We start from the raw sequence: 18,603 nt of genomic DNA on the forward strand, positions 1-18,603 counted from the left end.
AATGCGGGTCAATCCGCGGCGAACTGCTCGTCGAGGATACGCTGTTCCAGGTTGTGCTCGGGGTCGAACAGCAGCCGCACGCCCTGTGCGGCGGACTGCACCACCTCGACCGTGCGCACGTCGCGCACTTCATGGAAGTCGGCGGTGGCGCTGACCGGCCGTTTGCCGGGATCGAGCACACGCAGGCTGACCCGGGTGCGGTGCGGCAGGATCGCGCCGCGCCAGCGGCGCGGGCGGAACGGGCTGATCGGCGTGAGCGCCAGCACGTTCGCATCCAGCGGCAGGATCGGCCCGTGCGCGGAAAGGTTGTAGGCGGTGGAGCCGGCCGGCGTGGCCACCATCACGCCGTCGCAGATCAGGTTGGGCAGTTTCACCGCCTCGTTGAGCTTCACTTCGATATGCGCGGCCTGGTTGCTCTGGCGCAGCAGCGAGACTTCGTTGAAAGCCAGCGCGCGATGGCTGTCGCCCGCCGCATCGGTGGCCAGCATCTCCAGCGGAAACAATTCGGCCGCATGCGCACGCGCCACCCGCTCGGGCAAGTCGTCGAGCTTGTGCTTGTTCATCAGAAAACCGACGCGGCCAAGCTTCATGCCGTACACCGGCACGTCCAGCGCGCGATGCGCGTGCAAGGTGCGCAGCATGAAGCCGTCGCCGCCCAGCGCCACGATGAGTTCCGCCTGTTCCGCCGGCACGTCGCCATAGCGTTCCACGAGCTTGCGTCGCGCCTGCTGGGCGACGGTGGTGTCACTGGCGACGAAAGCGAAGCGCATGGGCAAGCGGGCTCCGGAGGCGATGCCGGGAGCTTACTGCATGGAGCGCTGGCGCATGCCGTAAAAGCGAAGCCCCGGACAAGCCGGGGCTTCGATCATGCATGGAGGCTTTTGCCCGCTCGGCCCCTCACCCCAACCCTCTCCCCAAAGGGAAGAGGGAGAAAGATGGGCCGGCCCTCTCAGCCCACCGGCACCTGCGCCAGCTGTGCCAGCCGGCGCACCGCGACCGAGGCGATCGGGTAGTCGGCATTCTGGGTGAGGATCTCCGCCAGCATCCCGCGGGTGTGCTGCAGCGTAGCGTCGTCGCGCTGCAGCCAGACCTGCACCGGCGACACGTCGGTGCGGCTGCCGGCCAGCTTCAGCACTTGCTGCACCAGCGCGCGATGCTGGTGGGTCAGCTCGTCCAGCAGCGAGCCGCGCGCCTGGGCATGCCAGTGGCCTTCCACCGGCAGTGCCTCGATCTGGCCGCGCAGCCACTCCAGGTCCAGCACCTCGCCCAGCTCGTAGAACACGCCGGCAACCTTCTCGATCGGCTGGCCGCTCTGCTGCGCCACCTCGACCATGTCCAGCGCGGCGCGCAGTTCGGACAGGCGCGCCAGCCGCACGGCCAGCTCGGCGGGCAGGCCCAGGCCTTCCCACTTCTCCTGGCTGCTGGCGAAGTCGCCCTTGCCGGTGGCGGTGAGCACCTCCGGCAGCGCCTTGCGCAGGGCGCCCACGCCCGCCTGGTAGCGCTCGACGTTGGCGGCGATCTCCAGCGTGCCGCCGGGGCGATTGAGCAGCCAGCGGGTCATGTGGCGCAGCAGCGACCAGATCTGCATCACCGCATCGACCTGGGTGCCCTCGGCCACCTGGCTGTCCAGCGCCTCGATCTCGGCCCACAGCTCGCGCGCATCCAGGATCTCGCGTGCAGCGGTGTAGGCCTTGGCGATCGCCGCCGGGCCTTTGCCGGTGTCCTCCTGCATGCGCATCATGAAGGTGGCGCCCATGCGGTTGATCGTGGAGTTGGTCACCGCGGTGGCGATGATCTCGCGCTTCAGGCGATGGCGCTGCATGTGTGCGGCGTACTTGTCATGCAGCGGCGCGGGGAAGTAGCGCACCAGTTCCTTGGAGAGGTACGGATCTTCCGGCACGTCGGAGTCCAGCAGCTGCTGGTACAGGCGGATCTTGTCGTAGGACAGCAGAACCGACAGTTCCGGGCGCGTCATGCCCTGGCCGCGCGTCTTGCGCTCGGTCAGTTCCGCTTCGCCCGGCAGGTTCTCCACCTGGCGATCCAGCGAGCCCTCGGCCTCCAGCGTACGGATGAAGTGCGCCATCGAGCCGATGCGCTTGGCCGACTGGTGCTCCATCAAGGTGATCGCCTGGTTCTGGCGATAGTTGTCCCACAGCACCAGCTGGCCGACCTCGTCGGTCATCGCGGCCAGCTGGGTGTTGCGCGCCGCCTCGGTGAGCTCGCCGCGCTGCACGGCGTCGTTGAGCAGGATCTTGATGTTCACCTCGTGATCGGAGGTGTCCACGCCGGCGGAGTTGTCGATGAAGTCGGTGTTCAGCAGCACGCCCTTGTGCGCCGCCTCGATGCGGCCCTTCTGGGTCATGCCGAGGTTGCCGCCCTCGCCGACGACCTTGCAGCGCAGCTCGTTGCCGTCCACGCGCAGGCCGTTGTTGGCGCGGTCGCGGGCGTCGGCGTGGGTTTCGCTGCTGGCCTTGACGTAGGTGCCGATGCCGCCGTTCCAGAGCAGGTCCACCGGCGCCTTGAGGATGGCGTTGAGCAGGTCGGTCGGCGCCATCTGGGTAACGTCGGGCTTGAGACCCAGCACTGCGCGTGCCTCCGGCGATACCGGGATCGACTTCGCGCTGCGCGGCCAGATGCCGCCGCCGGCGGAAATCAGCGACTTGTCGTAGTCGTCCCAGCTCGAACGCGGCACCGTGAACATGCGCTCGCGCTCGACGAAGGAACGCGCCGCATCCGGGTTCGGATCGATGAACACGTGGCGATGGTCGAACGCGGCCACCAGCCGGATGTGCTTCGACAACAGCATGCCGTTGCCGAACACGTCGCCGGACATGTCGCCGATGCCCACGCAGGTGAAATCCTGCGTCTGGCTGTCGCGGCCCAGCGCGCGGAAATGGCGCTTCACCGATTCCCACGCGCCCTTGGCGGTGATGCCCATGCCCTTGTGGTCATAGCCGTTGGAGCCGCCGGAAGCGAAGGCGTCGCCCAGCCAGAAGCCATGCTCGATGGAGATCGCGTTGGCGATGTCGGAGAACGTGGCCGTGCCCTTGTCGGCAGCCACCACCAGGTAGGGATCGTCCGCGTCGTGGCGCACCACGTCGTGCGGATTCGCCACATTGCCCTCGACCAGGTTGTCGGTGATGTCGAGCAGGCCGTTGATGAACAGCTTGTAGCAGGCGATGCCCTCGGCCTGCTGCGCATCGCGGTCGCCACCTACTGGCGGCTTCTTGACGAAGAAGCCGCCCTTCGAGCCCACCGGCACGATCACGGTGTTCTTCACCATCTGCGCCTTCACCAGGCCCAGCACCTCGGTGCGGAAGTCCTCACGGCGGTCGGACCAGCGCAGGCCGCCGCGCGCCACCGGGCCGAAGCGCAGGTGGATGCCTTCCACGCGCGGCGCGCACACCCAGATCTCGCGGTACGGCACCGGCTTGGGCAGCTCGGGCACGGCGTGCGAGTCGAGCTTGTAGCTGATGTAGTCGCGGTAGGCGCCGTTCCACTGCTGGAAGAAGCTGGTGCGCAAGGTAGCGTGGATCACCGCGATGAAGCTGCGCAGGATGCGGTCCTCGTCGAGGCTGGCCACGTTCTCCAGCAGCACGTTGATGGCGCCCTCGATCACCTTGGCCTGCTCGGCGCGCGGCTGCGCCAGCGCGGCGGCGAGGCCGTCGACCAGCGTGGGGTTAGCGGCCTGCACGTTCGCCGGGATCAGCGCGGACATCTCGCCGTGCAGCAGCCCGGCGGCAAGCTTGCGCTCGTCGTCCGACAGCGACTCGCGGCGCGGATCGAACTTGGCGAGGAACAGCTCCACCAGCAAGCCGGCGATGGCCGGATAGTTGTTGAGCGTGTCTTCCATGTACGACTGCGAGAACGGCGAACCGGCCTGCAGCAGGTATTTGCAGTAGCCGCGCAGCATCGCGATCTGGCGCCAGCTCAGACGGGCGCCCAGCACCAGACGGTTGAAACCGTCGTTCTCGGCGTTGCCGCGCCAGATCTGCTCGAAGGCGTGCTCGAACAGCGAACCCACCTGCTCCACGCCGAAGGTGAGCTTGCCCACCGGCTGCACCTCGAAGTCCTGGATCGACAGCGGCACGCCGTCACCCTGGATCTCGTAGACGTGCTCAGTGAGCACGCGCAGGCCCAGGTTCTCCAGTTGCGGCAGCACCTCGGACAGCGCGATGTCGCCGCCGGAGCGGTAGACCTTGAAGCGCAGCATCTCCGGCGCCTTCGGCGGGTGGTAGAACGACATGCGCAACGCGTTGTCGCCTTCCAGCAGCGACAGCTGGTACACGTCCTCGGCGGCCACCGCCGGGCTCACATCGTCGATATAGCCGGGCGGCAGCGCGCGCGCGTAGCGGTTCGCCAGCACCACGCCATCATGTTCGCCGCGCTGCGCCACCAGCGCGTCGCGCACGTCGTCGTGCCAGTTGCGCGCGATGGCCGCCACGCCCTGCTCCAGCTCGACCAAATCGTACTTGGGCTGATCGCCGATCTTCGGACGCAGCACGATGTAGAGGCGCGCCAGTGCGTCCTCGCCCATCAGCACCGAGGAATCGATCTGCTCGGCGTGCAGCGCCTCGCCCAGCAGCGCCTCGATGCGTTCGCGCACCGAGGTGTTGAAGCGCTCGCGCGGCACGAACACCTGGCAGGCGAAGAAGCGGCCGTAGCGGTCGCGGCGCATGAACAGGCGCGTGCGCGCGCGCTGCCGCAGTTCGTGGATGCCGATGGCGATGGCGAACAGCTCGTCCTCGCTGCTCTGCAGGAGCTCTTCGCGCGGCAGCGTCTCCAGCGTGTGGCGCAGCGACTTGCCGGAGTACGAATCGCGCTTCAGCCCCGAGCGCGCCAGCACCGCCTCCACCTTGTGCCGCACCAGCGGCACGTCCTGCGGGCGTGCCATGCCGGCGCTGGAGGTGAACAGGCCGAGGAAGCGCTGCTCCGCCACGGCGCGGCCGTCGGCGCCGAACTTGAGCACGCCGATGTAATCCATGTAGCCGGGGCGATGCATGCGCGAACGGGCATTCGTCTTGGTCAGGATGATCGCGTCGATCGAGCCGGACTGCGGCAGCTCGCTGGCCGCCAGCGTCTTCAGCGAGCGCGGCGCCAGCGACTGCTCGCTCTTGCGCAGGATGCCCAGGCCCGAATCGTCGATGGCGCGCAGCACGCGCTCACCGTCGGCGTCGGCCACTTCGTATTCGCGGTAGCCAAAGAAGGTGAAGTTGTCGGCGGCGAGCCAGCGCAGGAAGTCGCCGGCCTCGCGCGCCGAGGCCGCGTCCAGCGCGGGCTTGCGCTGCGGCAACTCGTCGGCGATGGCGAGCGCCTTGTCGCGCATCGCCGCCCAGTCGCTCACCGCCACGCGCACGTCCTCCAGCGCGGACTCGATCTGCGCGACCAGTTGCGCCTGCTCGGCGGCATCGGCCATGCGATCGATCTCGAAATGCATCACCGATTCAGCCACGCCCTGCTCGCCGCCCAGCCCCAGCAGCTTGCCGCCGGCATCGCGCTGCACCGGCAGCACCGGGTGGACCACGGCGTGGATCCGCGAGCGCGCCGACACCAGCATGCTCACGGTGTCGATCAGGAACGGCATGTCGTCGGTGACGATCTGCAGCCAGCCATGGCCGGCCTCGGGGTTCGCCACACGCACGGCTGCGCGGCCCGGCGTGCGCTGCTGCATGAAGTCCAGCAGGCCGTTCACCACGGCCGCCCATTGCGCCGGGGTGTGCAGGCCACAATCGCCCTCGCTGATCCGCGCGAAGAAGGCTCCGATAAAAAATTGCGCCTCATCAAGGCGCTGGGCGGGGAATCCGGTTTGCTTCAGCGCCTCGAACACGGCGGACTGAAACGGAACTTCATGGGCTGCACGAATGGCATTCATGGCATCTACTGTGTAGTGGAGATGAAAGTGACGCGATAAAGCCCTAAAAGGATACGCTTCAATCCACCGTTGTGCCTTGTGCACAGCGTCATGGATGGCGCTCCATTCATGCTCGGGCATCAGTACGCAAACGCATCGTCGGAACCGCGATGCAGGCGCGCGCGACGCACATGCGGCATCATCGGCAAACGCGTGTTTGCCGCACGTGGCAGAAGCGTGACAGCGTGCCTTCACGCCCGCTCGAACCGCTTCCATGGAAAAGTTCCACGACCCCTTCGATAAATTGTGAACTGTACGGTATAGTAGCGCCCCACCAACTCGCGCCAGCCCCCGCTGCGCCTGTAAACGTTCGTCATTCGACCACGATCAGCACGTTTCGGAGCTCTCATGAAATCCCCGTCCCTGCGCGCGCCCGCGTTGTGCCTCGGCCTGCTGGCCCTGACCGCCTGTGGCAAGAAGGAGCAAGGCCAGCAGCAAATGCCGCCGCCGCAGGTGAGCGTGATCACCGTGCAGTCGAGCAACGAACCGCTGACCAAGGACCTGGTCGGACGCCTGTCGGCCTTCCGCAGCGCCGATGTGCTCGCCCGCGTCTCGGGCCTGCTGCTCAAGCGCGTGTACACCGAAGGCAGCGACGTCAAGCAGGGCCAGCTGATGTTCCAGATCGACCCGGCGCCATACAAGGCGACGCTGGATTCGGCGCTGGGCAACCTGGCCTCGGCCAAGGCGACCTACACCAACGCGCACGTGGTGGCCGAGCGCGACCGTTCGCTCATTCCGATGGGCTATGTCTCCCGCGCGCAACTGGACTCCGACGCAGCCGCCGAGCGCAGCGCCGCAGCTGCCGTGCAGCAGGCCCAGGCCAGCGTGCAGACCGCGCGGATCAACCTCGGCTACACCAAGGTCACCGCACCGATCGACGGCCGTTCCGGCGAGCAGCAGGTGACCGAGGGCGCCATCGTCGGCAATGGCACCGCCGATGCGGGCGCCAACTCCACCCTGCTCACCACGGTGCAGCAGCTCGATCCGCTGTACGTGAACTTCACCATGAGCGCGGCCGACCTGTCCTCACTGCAGCGCGCCCAGGCCGCGGGCCAGGTGGCGCTGTCCGCGCCGAACAAGACCACCATGCAGGTCAGCCTGCCGGACGGCAGCTCCTACAACCAGCCGGGCACGCTGGACTTCTCCGCCGCCGTGGTGAACGCCACCACTGGCGCAGTGAACCTGCGCGGCGTGCTGCCCAACCCGCAGCACCTGCTGCTGCCGGGCACCTACGTCACGCTCACCATCAACCTGGGCCAGCAGCACAACGTGTTCCTGGTGCCGCAGCAGGCGCTGCAGCGCGACGTGGCCGGCGCCTTCCTGCTGGTGGTGGACAAGGACGGCAAGGCGCAGCGCAAGAACGTGGTCGCCGACAGCAACCAGGGCAACCAGTGGATCGTCACCAGCGGCCTGGCCGCCGGCGACCAGGTGATCGTCTCCGGCCTGCAGGGCGGCAGCCCCATGGGCATCCAGCCGGGCATGCCGGTGAAGCCCGCGCCGTGGCAGCCGGACAGCGCGCCGCAAGCCGGCCACCAGCCGCCGTCCACTGCCGCGAAGTCGTAAGGAACTCCCCATGCCAAGTTTCTTCATCGACCGCCCGATCTTCGCGTGGGTGGTGGCCATCCTGATCTCCCTGCTCGGCACCATCTCGGTGATGCGCATGGGCGTGGCCTCCTACCCGGACATCGCGCCGCCGCAGGTGACGATCAGCGCGACCTACCCCGGCGCTAATGCCGCGACGATGGAATCCACCGTCACCCAGGTGATCGAGCAGCAGCTCACCGGCATCGACAACCTGCTGTATTTCAGCTCGGTGTCCAATTCCAACGGTACGGCGCAGATCACCCTCAGCTTCGCCACCGGCACCGACCCCGACATCGCCCAGGTGCAGGTGCAGAACAAGGTGTCGCTGGCGCAGCCGCAGCTGCCCGCCGCCGTGGTGCAGCAGGGCGTGGTGGTGGCCAAGGCCAGCCCGGACATCCTGATGTTCGTCAGCGTGACCTCCACCAATCCGGAGATCGACAACGCCCGGCTCAACGACATCATGGCCTCGGACATCGCGCCGCAGGTCGGCCGCATCTCGGGCGTGGGCAGCACCTTCCAGCTCGGCTCGGAATACGGCGTGCGCGTGTGGCTGGACCCGGACAAGATGCAGGGCTACGGCATCTCCGCCAGCCAGGTGCAGAGCGCGATCAACACGCAGAACATCCAGGCCGCCGCGGGCTCGCTGGGCGCCGACCCGGCCAGCAAGGGGCAGACCTTCACCGCCACGGTGGCCTCGGACAGCCTGTTCTCCTCGCTGAAGCAGTTCCGCAACATCATCCTGCGCGCCGATCCCAACGGCACCGTGGTCAAGCTGGGCGACATCTCGCGGATCAGCTTCGGCCCGCAAACCTATGGTTTCGGCGCCACCTGGAACGGCAAGCCGGCCGGCGGCCTGGGCGTGTTCCTGCTGCCTGGCGCCAATGCGCTGGACGTGGCCGACGCGGTGAAGGCCAAGATGGCCGAGCTGTCGAAGGACTTCCCGCAGGGCGTCACCTGGGAAGTGCCCTACGACACCACCCCGTTCATCACCGCCTCGATCCACGATGTGGTGCAGACGCTGGTGGAGGCGATCATCCTCGTCTTCCTGGTGATGCTGATCTTCCTGCAGAACGTCCGCGCCACCATCATTCCCACCCTGGTGATCCCGGTGGCGCTGCTGGGCACCTTCATCGGCCTGCTGATCCTGGGCTTCTCGCTCAACCAGCTGACCCTGTTCGGCATGGTGCTGGCCATCGGCATCGTGGTGGACGACGCGATCGTGGTGATCGAGAACGTCGAACGCATCATGGAGGAGGACCACCTCGACCCGAAGGAGGCGACGCGCAAGGCGATGGGCCAGATCACCGGCGCGATCATCGCCATCACCGTGGTGCTGGCGGCGGTGTTCATTCCCTCCGCGCTGCAGCCCGGCGCCACCGGCGTGATCTACAAGCAGTTCGCCCTGACCATCGCCGTGTCGATGGGTTTCTCGGCGTTCCTGGCGATGTCGTTCACCCCGGCGCTGTGCGCGACCATGCTCAAGCCCACCCACAGGCAGCAGAAGAACCTCGTCTTCAGCAAGTTCAATGACCTGTTCAACTGGGTCACCCACACCTACCAGGGCCACATCGGCAGCGCCGTGCGGCACGCGCCGCGCTGGATGATCGTGTTCGTCCTGGTCAGCGGACTGGCCTTCTTCGCCTTCGCCAAGCTGCCGACCAGCTTCGTGCCCAACGAGGACCAGGGCTTCGCGCTGGCGATCATCAACCTGCCGCCCGGCTCCACGCTGGAACGCACCGAGAAGGTGATGACGGAAATCCGCGAGAAGCTCGCGCAGAGCCCGCTGAAGGACGACTACGTCGGCATCTTCCAGGTGCGCGGCTTCAGCTTCGTCGGCCGCGCCGAAAGCGCCGGCATGGCCTTCATCAAGCTGGCCGACTGGAGCAAGCGGGCGATGACCGCGGACCAGTTCATCCAGCAGGCCAACGGCGTGCTCCACGGCATTACCGATGCGCAGGTGTTCGTGGTCAATCTGCCCACCATCCGCGGCCTCAGCCAGTTCGGCGGCATCGACATGTACCTGCAGGCGCGCTCGGGCCAGTCCCGCGGCGAATTGGGCCAGGCGATGTTCACCCTGCTTGGCAAGGCCAAGAACAGCCCCGAGCTGTTCGGCGTGCGGCCGAACTCGCTGCCCGACGCGTCGCAGCTGCAGCTCACCGTGGACCGCGTGCAGGCGCATGCGCTGGGCCTGTCGATAAGCGACGTCTACAACAGCATCTCGCTGCTGCTGGCTCCGGTGTACATCAACAACTTCACCTACGGCGGCCGCGTCAAGCGCGTCTACGTGCAGGCCGACGCGCCGTACCGCATGGACATCGATGCCCTGCAGCACATCTACACCCCCAGCACGCTGGCCGGCGCCTCGGGCACGGGCAACCCGACCAACAGCCCGTACAGCATGATCCCGCTGTCCAGCGTGGTGAAGACCGCATGGAACACTGGCCCGCTGGCGCTGCCGCGCTACAACGGCTATGCCGCGGTGGAGATCGTGGGCGACGCCGCTCCCGGCTACGCCACTGGCCAGGCGATGGGCGCCCTGCAGAACATCGTGAACCACGACCTGCCGCACGGCTTCGGCTCGGACTGGACCGGACAGTCCTACCAGGAAGTACTCGCCGGCAATGCGGCCACCCTGCTGCTGGTACTGTCCATCGTGATCGTGTTCCTCTGTCTGGCCGCGCTGTACGAAAGCTGGTCGATCCCGGTCGCCGTGCTGCTGGTGGTGCCGCTGGGCCTGCTGGGCATGGCGGTGGCGATGTGGGCGCGCGGCATGCCGAACGACCTGTACTTCAAGATCGGCATGGTCACGGTGATCGGCCTGGCGGCGAAGAACGCCATCCTGATCGTCGAGTTCGCGGTGGCCGAACAGGCCGCCGGCAAGACGCTGTTCGATGCGGTGCTCACCGCCTCGCGGCTGCGCTTGCGCCCCATCCTGATGACCTCGATGGCGTTCATCCTCGGCGTGCTCCCGCTGGCCGTCTCCACCGGCGCCGGCGCCAACTCGCGGCACGCGATCGGCACCGGCGTGATCGGCGGCATGCTGTTCGCGACCTTCCTTGGCCTGCTGCTGATCCCGGTGTTCTACGTGGTGGTGCGGCGCCTGCTGGGCGACAAGCTGGACAGCAGCGACAAGCCGCACGGAACCACGGGCACGGACATGCAGTCGTTCGACTCCGATCCACAGCGAGGACATTGAGATGAAATGGCTCCGCGGAAAGCCCTGGCAATTCAATTTGTTCCTGGGTTTTCTGACGGCGCTACTGGTAAAGCTGGCGTTACAGTTTCTGCCAGCTTTGCCAGCGGTCTTGATATGCGCAGCGCTCTTTGCTCTCGGGATATTCGCCGGGCCTACCAAACAAGAACAACAAGAAGCATTCAAGCAAAAGATCGAGGAAAGCAAGAAAAACTGGCGACAGTTGAACAAGTAAATCCTTCGCCTCTTTCAGCAAAAAGCCCGGACGAGTTACCCCGTCCGGGCTTTTTTTGAAGCGAAAATCTACTCCTGGCCTCAACCCTCTCCCCGGAGGGAGAGGGACCTGAAGTTCAGCGCAGCCCCGTCTCGTTGCGCGCGATCACGATGCGCTGGATCTCGCTGGTACCTTCGTAGATCTCGGTGATCTTGGCGTCGCGGAAGTAGCGTTCCAGCGGCATTTCCTTGGAATAACCCATGCCGCCGTGGATCTGCACCGCCTGGTGGGCGATCCACATCGCCGCCTCGGAAGCGACCAGTTTGGCAACCGACGCTTCCGTGCCGAAACGGCCGCCATTCTTCTCCGCCTTGCCCTTGGCCCACGCCGCGCGCAGGGTCAGCAGCGTCGCCGCGTCCAACTTGCACTTCATGTCGGCGATCTTGGCCTGGGTCATCTGGAAGCTGCCCAGCGGCTGGCCGAAGGCCTTGCGGTCGCGCGACCACTGCAAGGTGGCTTCATAGGCGGCGCGGGCGATGCCCACCGCCTGCGAAGCGATGCCGATGCGGCCGGCGTCCAGCACGCCCATCGCGATGGAGAAACCCTTGCCTTCCTGGCCCAGCAGGTCGTCCTTCGAGCACACGTAGTCGGTGAACTCGATCTCGCAGGTGGCCGAGGCGCGGATGCCGAGCTTGGGCTCGGTCTTGCCGGCGTGGAAGCCCGGCTTCTGCGTGTCGATGATGAAGGCCGACACGCCCTTGGCACCGATGCCCGGCGTGGTGATAGCGAACAAGACGATGTAGCGGCAGACCGGGCCGGAGGTGATCCAGCTCTTCTTGCCGTTGATGACCCAGTCGCCGTCGTCGTTCTTCTGGGCGCGGGTATGCATCGCCGAGGCGTCGGAACCGGACTGCGGCTCGGTCAGCGCGTACGCGCCGATCGCCTCGCCCTGCGCGATCGCGCGCACGTACTTCTGCTTCTGCTCCTCGGTGCCGTGCTTGAGGATGCCGTTGCAGAACAGCGAGTTGTTCACCGACATCACGGTGGAGGTGGCCGCATCGGCGGCGGCGATCTCGATCATCGCCAGCACGTAACCCACCGGGTCCATGCCCGCGCCGCCGTACTCGTGCGGCACCTCGATGCCCATCAGGCCGAGCTGGCCCATCTCGCGGATGTTGTCCAGCGGGAACTCGCCCTTCGCGTCCAGCTCGGCCGCCACCGGCACGATGCGCTTCTGGGCGAAGTCGCGGGCAATGGCCTGGATCGACAACTGGTCTTCGGTAAAGCTGAAATCCATGGGGGACTCCGGGTAGCGAAACGGGGATGAAAAGCCGCTCATTTTAGCCGCCTCGGCGACCAGGCCTTGTGCGAGTGCAGCAGAAGCGCGCGGCGGCCGTCGCGAACCCTCCGTCGCGCGCCCCCGCAGCACCCCGCCCTTGACGATTTTGCAGGCGCGTCCTAGCCTTTGCATCTCTTTATCGCGATGCGTGGATAATCCGTGGATCTGAGCACCGCCTCCAGCATCTTGCGCCTGCTGGCCGATCCCACCCGCGTGCGCCTGCTGGCGCTGCTGGAAGGCGAGGAACTCACCGTGGCCGAACTGGCCGCCGTGCTGCACCTGGCGCAGCCGCGCGTCTCCACCCATCTGGCCAAGCTGAAGGAGGCCGGCCTGGTGCGCGACCGCCGCGCCGGCGTCTCCGCCTATTACCGCGCCAACAGCGAGGGCGACGAGCACCAGCATGCGCTGATCGCCTCGCTGCGCGAGAACATCGATGACGCCTTGCTGCGCGAGGATGCAGACCGCCTGCCCGCCGTGCTCGCCAACCGCGCCCGCAGCGAAGGCTGGGCGGACACCGTGGCCGGCGACATGGAGCGCCACTATTCGCCCGGCCGCACCTGGGAAACCCTGGCGCGTGCGCTGTTGCAGCTGCTGGGCACCGGCGACGTGCTGGATATCGCCTCCGGCGACGGCATCACCGCCGAGCTGCTGGCGCCGCACGCGCATTCCATCGTCTGCGTGGACTCCAGCGAACGCGTGGTCGAGGCCGCAGCGAAGCGCCTGCAAGCCTTTCCCAACGTCGAGGTGCGCCAGGGCGACATGCATGCGCTGGACCTCGGCGAGCGCCGCTTCGACCTGGTGTTGATGCTGCACGCACTCACCTATGCCGAGCGACCCGCCCAGGCGGTGGCCGCCGCCGCGCGCCTGCTGCGCCCCGGCGGCCGCCTGCTCGCGGTGACGCTGGGCCGGCACGATCACCGCGCCGCGGTGGAGCCGTTCGATCACCGCAATCTCGGCTTCACCGAGGCCGAACTGCACGACTACGCCAACGGCGCCGGGCTGCAGGTGGTCAGCTGCAACCGGCTCAGCCGCGAGCGCAAGGCGCCGCATTTCGAAGTCATCAGCCTGCTCGCGCAGAAGAAGTGAGAAACCACCGATGAGTACCCTGCCCTGGCTGCACCCCGAGCGCGTCGCCCTGCTCCAGGCCGCGCTGGCCGAACGCATCCTGATCCTCGACGGCGGCATGGGCACCATGCTGCAAGGCCATCGGCTGGACGAGGTCGGCTTCCGCGGCGAGCGTTTCGAACACGGCCATGACAGCGCGCGCGAGCACCATCACGACGGTCACGCCCATGAACATCCGGGCGGCTGCGACCTCAAGGGCAACAACGACCTGCTCACGCTGACCCAGCCGGCGATCATCCGCGGCGTGCACGAGGCCTACCTCGCGGCCGGCGCGGACCTGGTGGAAACCAACACCTTCAATTCCACCCGCATCAGCCAGGCCGACTACAAGCTGGAACATCTCGCGCATGAGTTGAACCTGGAAGGCGCAAGGCTGGCGCGCGCCGCCTGCGACAAGTTCACGGCGCAGACGCCCGGCAAGCCGCGCTTCGTGATCGGCGTGCTCGGCCCCACCAGCCGCACCGCCTCGCTGTCGCCGGACGTCAACGACCCCGGCTTCCGCAACGTCACCTTCGAGGAACTGGCCGGCAATTACCGCGAGTCCGCCGCCGGCCTGATCGATGGTGGCGCCGACGTGGTGATGGTCGAGACCATCTTCGACACGCTGAATGCCAAGGCCGCGCTGTACGCGCTGTCCGAACTGTTCCGCGAGCGCGGTACGCGGGTGCCAGTGATGATCTCCGGCACCATCACCGACCGCTCCGGCCGTACGCTGTCCGGCCAGACCGCCGAAGCGTTCTGGTATTCCGTGCGCCACGCGCGGCCGCTGTCGGTCGGGCTCAACTGCGCGCTGGGCGCGGCCGACCTGCGCCCGCACATCCAGACCCTGGCCGATACGGCCGAATGCTTCGTCAGCACCCACCCCAACGCCGGCCTGCCGAACGCCTTCGCCGAATACGACGAAACGCCGGAGCAGATGGCCGGCGTGATCGGCGGCTTCGCCCGCGACGGCCTGCTCAACCTGGTCGGCGGCTGCTGCGGCACCACGCCCGCGCACATCGCCGCCATCGCGGAGGCCGTACGCGACTACGCACCGCGCGCGCTCCCCGGCGCTGCGCGGGAAGCCGCGTGACACGGCGTCGCCACGTACCTTGCGCCCTCTCTCCTCCAGGGAGAGGGCCGGGGTGAGAGGCCGCGCCGGCGTTCCACCCGAACACGCTTCGACCAACAACACGGCGAGCCCCCGCCCCTCACCTCAATCCTCTCCCCAAGCGGGAGAGGAGGCCAACGCAAGAAGCCTGTCCCTATGAACACCCGCCACACCCGTCTCTCCGGCCTCGAACCGCTGGTCATCACGCCCGACCTGCTGTTCGTCAATGTCGGCGAACGCACCAATGTCACCGGCTCGGCGCAGTTCAAGAAGCTGATCAAGGAAGACCGCTACGAGGAAGCGGTGGAAGTCGCACGCCAGCAGGTCGCCAACGGCGCGCAGATCATCGACGTCAACATGGACGAGGGCCTGATCGACTCCGAGGCGGCGATGGTGCGCTTCCTCAACCTGATCGCCGCCGAGCCCGACATCGCCCGCGTGCCGGTGATGGTGGATTCCTCCAAGTGGAGCGTGATCGAGGCCGGCCTGCGTTGCCTGCAGGGCAAGGGCATCGTCAACTCGATCTCGATGAAGGAAGGCGAGCAGACCTTCCTCGAACACGCGCGCAAGGTGCAGCAGTACGGTGCCGCCGCGGTGGTGATGGCATTCGACGAGCAGGGCCAGGCCGATACCGCCGAACGCAAGATCGAGATCTGCTCGCGCGCGCACGCGCTGCTCACGAAGGAACTCGACTTCCTGCCCGAAGACATCATCTTCGACCCCAACATCTTCGCCATCGCCACCGGCATCGAGGAACACAACAACTACGCGATGGACTTCATCGAGGCCACCCGCGAGCTGAAGCGGCGCTTCCCCGACTGCCACGTTTCCGGCGGCGTCTCCAACGTGTCGTTCTCGTTCCGCGGCAACGACACCGTGCGCGAGGCGATCCACTCGGTGTTCCTGTACCACGCCATCAAGGCCGGCATGGACATGGGCATCGTCAACGCCGGCGCGCTGGCAATCTACGACGATCTGGACGCCACGCTGCGCGAGCGCGTCGAGGACGTGGTGCTGAACCGCCGCGCCGACGCCACCGAACGGCTGCTGGAGATCGCCGACAACTACAAGAAGAAAAAGGGCGAGGTCGCCGTCGAGACCCTGGCCTGGCGCGAGAAGGATGTACGCGCGCGCCTCAGCCATGCGCTGGTACACGGCATCGACCAGTACGTGGTCGAAGACACCGAGGAGGCGCGCCAGCAGTCCACTCGCCCGCTCGACGTGATCGAAGGCCCGCTGATGGACGGCATGAATGTGGTCGGCGACCTGTTCGGCGCCGGCAAGATGTTCCTGCCGCAGGTGGTGAAGTCCGCCCGCGTGATGAAGAAGGCGGTGGCCTACCTGCTGCCCTTCATCGAGGAGGAAAAGGCGCGCACCGGCGACGTCGGCAAGAACAACGGCAAGATCGTGATGGCCACGGTCAAGGGCGACGTGCACGATATCGGCAAGAACATCGTGGGCGTGGTGCTCCGCTGCAACAACTTCGAGGTGATCGATCTCGGCGTGATGGTGCCGGCGCAAAAGATCCTCGACACCGCCATCGCCGAGAACGCCGACATGATCGGTCTGTCCGGCCTGATCACGCCCTCGCTGGAAGAGATGAGCCACGTCGCGCGCGAGATGCAGCGGCAGGATTTCCGCATCCCGCTGCTGATCGGCGGCGCCACTACCTCGCGTGCGCACACCGCGCTGAAGATCGAACCGCACTACAAGTCGCCCTGCGTGTGGGTGAAAGACGCTTCGCGCGCGGTCGGCGTGGCGCAGTCGCTGGTCAGCAAGGAGCTGGTCGACGACTTCATGGCGAAGATCCGCGCCGAGTACGCGGAAGTGCGCGAGCGCCATCGCAACCGCGGCCCCGGCAAGCAGCTGGTATCACTGGACAAGGCCCGCGCACAACGCTTCCGTTGCGACTGGGCGAACTACACACCACCGCAGCCGGCCAAGTCCGGCCTCACCGTGTTCGACGACTACGATCTTGCCGAGCTGCGCGAGTACATCGACTGGACGCCGTTCTTCCAGGCCTGGGAGCTGGCCGGCCACTACCCGGCCATCCTCACCGACGAAATCGTGGGCAAGCAGGCCAGCGAGCTGTTCGCCGACGCGCAGAAGATGCTCGACCGCGTGATCGCGGAAAAATGGCTTACCGCCCGCGCGGTGATCGGCTTCTGGCCGGCCGCCAGCGTCGGCGACGACATCGAACTGCTCCCCTCTCCCTCCGGGAGAGGGGTTGGGGGAGAGGGTACGGGCGAAGCACAGCACCTCGCTCCGCCCGCCCCCTCTCCCGCCCCTTCGGGGCACCCTCTCCCGACGGGAGAGGGGAAAATCGTGCTGCACCACCTGCGTCAGCAGGTCGACAAACCGGTCGAGCGCCCCGACTTCTGCCTCGCCGACTTCGTCGCGCCGAAGGAATACGGCAAGCCCGACTGGATCGGCGGTTTCGCCGTCACCGCCGGCCTGGGCATCGAGCCGCACCTGGAGCGCTTCCGCGCCGAATACGACGACTATTCCTCGATCACCCTCAAGGCGCTGGCCGACCGCCTCGCCGAGGCATTCGCCGAACGCATGCACGAGCGCGTGCGCCGCGAATTCTGGGGCTATGTCCCCGACGAGCAACTCGACAACGAAGCGCTGATCGCGGAGAAGTACCGCGGCATCCGCCCTGCCCCCGGCTACCCCGCCTGCCCCGACCACACCGAGAAGACCACGCTGTTCCGCCTGCTCGACGCCCCGAAGCACGCCGGCATCGAACTCACCGAAGGCTTCTCGATGTATCCGGCCGCTGCGGTGTCCGGCTGGTACTTCTCGCACCCGGACAGCCAGTATTTCGTGGTCGGCCGGCTCAGCCGCGAACAGGTGGAGGACTACGCCGCCCGCAAGGGCTGGACCCGTGGGGAGGCCGAACGCTGGCTGGCCTCCAACCTCGACTACGATCCGGAGTGAGGGCAAATGCGGGGCGTGTCCGGCACGCTCCCGCAGCAGCGGATCAGGCGATCTCGTCGCCGGTGACGTTGTTCTTGTGGTGCCGCAGATGCACCCAGAGGTTGTAGACCGAAACGAACGCCGGGAAGAAGTTCGAGATGATGCCTACCGAGTCGTTCTTGCCGATGGTGAAGTACGCCAGCAGCAACGCGCTGCCCAGCACCGACAGCCACCAGAACGACAGCGGCATCACCACCCGCTTCAGTTTGCGCGTGTAGTAAAGCTGCACAAACCAGCGGCTGGTGAACATCACCGAACCCAGCAGGCCGATCGCCTTCCAAGGCGTCAGCTGGAACTGCTGCAACGCCTGCAGGGCATGGGAAAGGTCGTGGGGCATGGCGCTGATCCGGTCGGCAGGAGAGGTCTGGCATTTTACGCGATGACCCCGTAATGGTTGACCTCGCCGGCCCCAACCCGTATATTTGCGCGCTCTCGGCGGGCGGTTAGCTCAGCGGTAGAGCACTGCCTTCACACGGCAGGTGTCACAAGTTCGATCCTTGTACCGCCCACCAATAGATTCAACGATTTAGGCCACCTCAACAGGTGGCCTTTTTCGTGCGCGTGAAAAAAGACATGGAAAAGATTTTTCGGGTGGCTGGATGGACGGTGTAGGCGTCGCGCGCATAGGATGCCTCGACCTGGGCCGATCGACGGATGGATGTGGCCATGAGAGGCGGCGACCTTGACACCTACCGCAATGACGACATCATCGTCGCCGTGCAATGGCTTGGTACACTCGATGCCGCGTCATGCCCTCAGTGCAGGATCAGGGATGGCCTGATCTATTCCAAGACCGCTGATCACGCGCCAATCAATCATGAGGTTCCGTGGCTTGGCGGCCCTGGCGGCATCCATGCGCGCTGTCGCTGCATCGCTCTCCCTGTGCTGAAAAGCTGGCGCGCGTGGGGCATAGACCTACCGGAGATGCCGCTAGGGACGCGCGCAAGCATGACCGGACAGGTGCCAGCGCAGCAGACCTATGGCGACTGGATCGCAGCACAGACGAGCAAGATCCAGCGCAGAGCACTCGGTGACGAGCGTGCCGCGCTGTTGCGGGTTGGTGGGCTGCTGTTCTGCCAGCTCTACGATGCGAGGGGCGAATATCTATCGATCGATCAGCTGCGGACCCTGTACCCCGTTGCATTCGCAATCTGCGGCATGAGATGAC

General features: G+C 66.5%; 11 protein-coding genes and 1 tRNA gene. 8 read left to right on the forward strand and 4 right to left on the reverse strand.

What is annotated here, in order from left to right; all coding sequences use genetic code 11:
• Positions 1-8 precede the first annotated feature (8 nt).
• Positions 9-770, reverse strand: coding sequence for an NAD kinase (locus tag ISP14_RS00520; RefSeq protein WP_404535067.1), 762 nt, complete (start codon positions 768-770; stop codon positions 9-11).
• 179 nt (positions 771-949) lie between these two features.
• Positions 950-5,872 (reverse strand): NAD-glutamate dehydrogenase, encoded by a 4,923-nt coding sequence (locus tag ISP14_RS00525; RefSeq protein WP_404535069.1) that lies wholly within the window; start codon positions 5,870-5,872, stop codon positions 950-952.
• Positions 5,873-6,259: 387 nt separating this feature from the next.
• Here ISP14_RS00525 and ISP14_RS00530 point away from each other — a divergent pair, with 387 nt between their 5' ends.
• From ISP14_RS00530 to ISP14_RS00540, 3 genes are read left to right on the forward strand one after another with little or no spacing between them, the layout of a single operon-like run.
• Entirely contained in the window at positions 6,260-7,474 is a 1,215-nt protein-coding gene (locus ISP14_RS00530; protein WP_404535071.1) for an efflux RND transporter periplasmic adaptor subunit, read from the forward strand.
• Between the two features lie 10 nt (positions 7,475-7,484).
• Complete coding sequence (locus tag ISP14_RS00535; RefSeq protein ID WP_404535073.1) at positions 7,485-10,691, forward strand: multidrug efflux RND transporter permease subunit; 3,207 nt, start codon at positions 7,485-7,487, stop codon at positions 10,689-10,691.
• Positions 10,692-10,697: 6 nt separating this feature from the next.
• Positions 10,698-10,982: a hypothetical protein gene (locus ISP14_RS00540; RefSeq protein WP_404535074.1), complete on the forward strand. Its 285-nt coding sequence runs from the start codon at positions 10,698-10,700 to the stop codon at positions 10,980-10,982.
• 56 nt (positions 10,983-11,038) lie between these two features.
• On the opposite strand, the gene ISP14_RS00545 is transcribed toward ISP14_RS00540, so the two are convergent.
• On the reverse strand, positions 11,039-12,199 hold the full coding sequence (locus ISP14_RS00545) for an acyl-CoA dehydrogenase family protein (RefSeq protein ID WP_404535077.1): 1,161 nt from the start codon (positions 12,197-12,199) through the stop codon (positions 11,039-11,041).
• A 201-nt stretch (positions 12,200-12,400) separates the two neighbouring features.
• On the opposite strand from ISP14_RS00545, the gene ISP14_RS00550 reads away from it, so the two are divergent.
• The 3 genes from ISP14_RS00550 to metH all read left to right on the forward strand — a co-directional run bounded on the left by ISP14_RS00550 (position 12,401) and on the right by metH (position 17,396).
• On the forward strand, positions 12,401-13,327 hold the full coding sequence (locus ISP14_RS00550) for an ArsR/SmtB family transcription factor (protein WP_404535079.1): 927 nt from the start codon (positions 12,401-12,403) through the stop codon (positions 13,325-13,327).
• A 10-nt stretch (positions 13,328-13,337) separates the two neighbouring features.
• Positions 13,338-14,438 carry a homocysteine S-methyltransferase family protein gene (locus ISP14_RS00555; RefSeq protein WP_404535081.1) on the forward strand — a complete coding sequence of 367 codons (1,101 nt, stop codon included), beginning with the start codon at positions 13,338-13,340 and terminating at the stop codon, positions 14,436-14,438.
• Between the two features lie 174 nt (positions 14,439-14,612).
• A complete protein-coding gene (gene metH / locus ISP14_RS00560) occupies positions 14,613-17,396 on the forward strand; it encodes a methionine synthase (protein ID WP_404535084.1) in 2,784 nt (927 codons plus the stop codon).
• 43 nt (positions 17,397-17,439) lie between these two features.
• Here metH and ISP14_RS00565 read toward each other — a convergent pair whose 3' ends face one another.
• Positions 17,440-17,772, reverse strand: coding sequence for a lipid-A-disaccharide synthase N-terminal domain-containing protein (locus ISP14_RS00565; RefSeq protein WP_404535086.1), 333 nt, complete (start codon positions 17,770-17,772; stop codon positions 17,440-17,442).
• 100 nt (positions 17,773-17,872) lie between these two features.
• Between ISP14_RS00565 and ISP14_RS00570 the strand changes: the two genes are divergently transcribed.
• Together ISP14_RS00570 and ISP14_RS00575 are read left to right on the forward strand one after the other, a co-directional pair.
• Positions 17,873-17,947 (forward strand) — tRNA-Val (locus ISP14_RS00570).
• A 154-nt stretch (positions 17,948-18,101) separates the two neighbouring features.
• Positions 18,102-18,602 carry a structural protein gene (locus tag ISP14_RS00575; RefSeq protein ID WP_404535088.1) on the forward strand — a complete coding sequence of 167 codons (501 nt, stop codon included), beginning with the start codon at positions 18,102-18,104 and terminating at the stop codon, positions 18,600-18,602.
• The last annotated feature ends 1 nt before the right edge of the window (position 18,603 follow it).

The sequence above is a fragment of the Dyella agri genome, assembly GCF_044904705.1.
Taxonomy (GTDB): Bacteria; Pseudomonadota; Gammaproteobacteria; order Xanthomonadales; family Rhodanobacteraceae; genus Rhodanobacter_A; species Rhodanobacter_A agri.